Origin of the sequence: Vreelandella alkaliphila (assembly GCF_016107625.1) — a bacterium.
In the GTDB taxonomy this organism is placed as follows: Bacteria; Pseudomonadota; Gammaproteobacteria; order Pseudomonadales; family Halomonadaceae; genus Vreelandella; species Vreelandella alkaliphila.
This window is the reverse complement of the sequence record NZ_JABASV010000032.1, coordinates 1-1,202: the sequence shown is the minus strand read 5'-3', so window position 1 is coordinate 1,202 and position 1,202 is coordinate 1. Positions and strand designations below refer to the sequence as shown.

The window sequence follows — 1,202 nt, the reverse complement described above, 5'->3', positions numbered from 1 at the left end:
TGGCAGGCCTATGACGCGGCGGTGTACTGCAACGGCAATGGTGCCTGCTATAACTACGACCTTGATGACCCCATGTGCCCTTCCTGGAAGGCCACCCGTGACCGTATGCATTCGCCCAAAGGCCGTGCCAGCTTGATGCGTGAGTGGCTACGCCTGCAGTCCCTGGCAGGGATTGATGTGGTGGAGGAGTCGCGCAAAAAGAAAGCCGAAAACGGCTGGGGCTTTATCAAAAGCTTTCCGTTACGCGTCGCCAATACGCTCAGTCGCAAGCAACACCACGACTATTCTCACCAAGTTTACGATGCCATGGCGGGCTGTTTGGCGTGTAAATCCTGTGCGGGCCAGTGCCCGATAAAGGTCAATGTGCCGCAGTTCCGTTCGCAGTTTTTAGAGGTCTACCACGGCCGCTATTTACGCCCGCTGCGCGATTACCTGCTCGGTGGCACCGAATTTATGTTGCCAACCCTTGCCAAGGTGGCGCCGCTGTATAACGCCCTACTCAGCCAGCGCTGGGTCGATAGCCTAATGCGTCAAGGGCTGGGTATGAGCGACTCCCCGCAGCTTTCCCGCGCCAGCGTCAAAAAACAGCTACGCGCCTGGGGCGTTGCCGAAGCCACGCCCACCTCGCTTGCGCTGCTGACTGAGCAGCAGCGTGCCAACAGCGTGATAATTGTCCAGGACGCGTTCACCAGCCACTTTGAAGCCAAGCTGGTGATGGATGTGGTGGAACTACTGTCGCGACTCAACCTGCGGGTGTTTGTGATGCCATTTTCTGCCAACGGCAAACCGCTGCAAGTGCAGGGCTTTTTAGGCGCCTTTGAGCGTACGGCGGAAAAACAGGCCAAGCGCCTGCGAGCGTTGGCAGAGTTCGACGTACCCATGGTGGGGATCGACCCGGCAATGACGCTGACCTATCGCCAAGAGTACGTCAAAGCCCTGGGCAGTGAGCAAGTGCCCAACGTGCTGATGCTGCAAGAGTGGCTAGCCACGCGTATGAACACGCTAGCACCTCGCCAACTGAACCTAACCGATCCTGGCTTTAAGCTGCTTTCCCACTGCACCGAAAAGACCAACGCCCCGGGCAGCCCCAAAGCTTGGCAGCAGGTGTTTGCGGCATTTGGTTTAGAGCTTGAGCTGATGGCGACCGGCTGCTGCGGTATGTCCGGCACCTACGGCCATGAAACCCGTAATGTCGCAACCTC

The 1,202-nt window shown here is 58.2% G+C and carries 1 protein-coding gene; it reads left to right on the top strand.

All coding sequences use genetic code 11. The annotated features are described in order from the left end of the window. Window positions 1-1,202 (top strand): (Fe-S)-binding protein (locus tag JFC11_RS18835; RefSeq protein WP_198350273.1); only part of this gene is annotated, 1,202 nt, incomplete at both ends.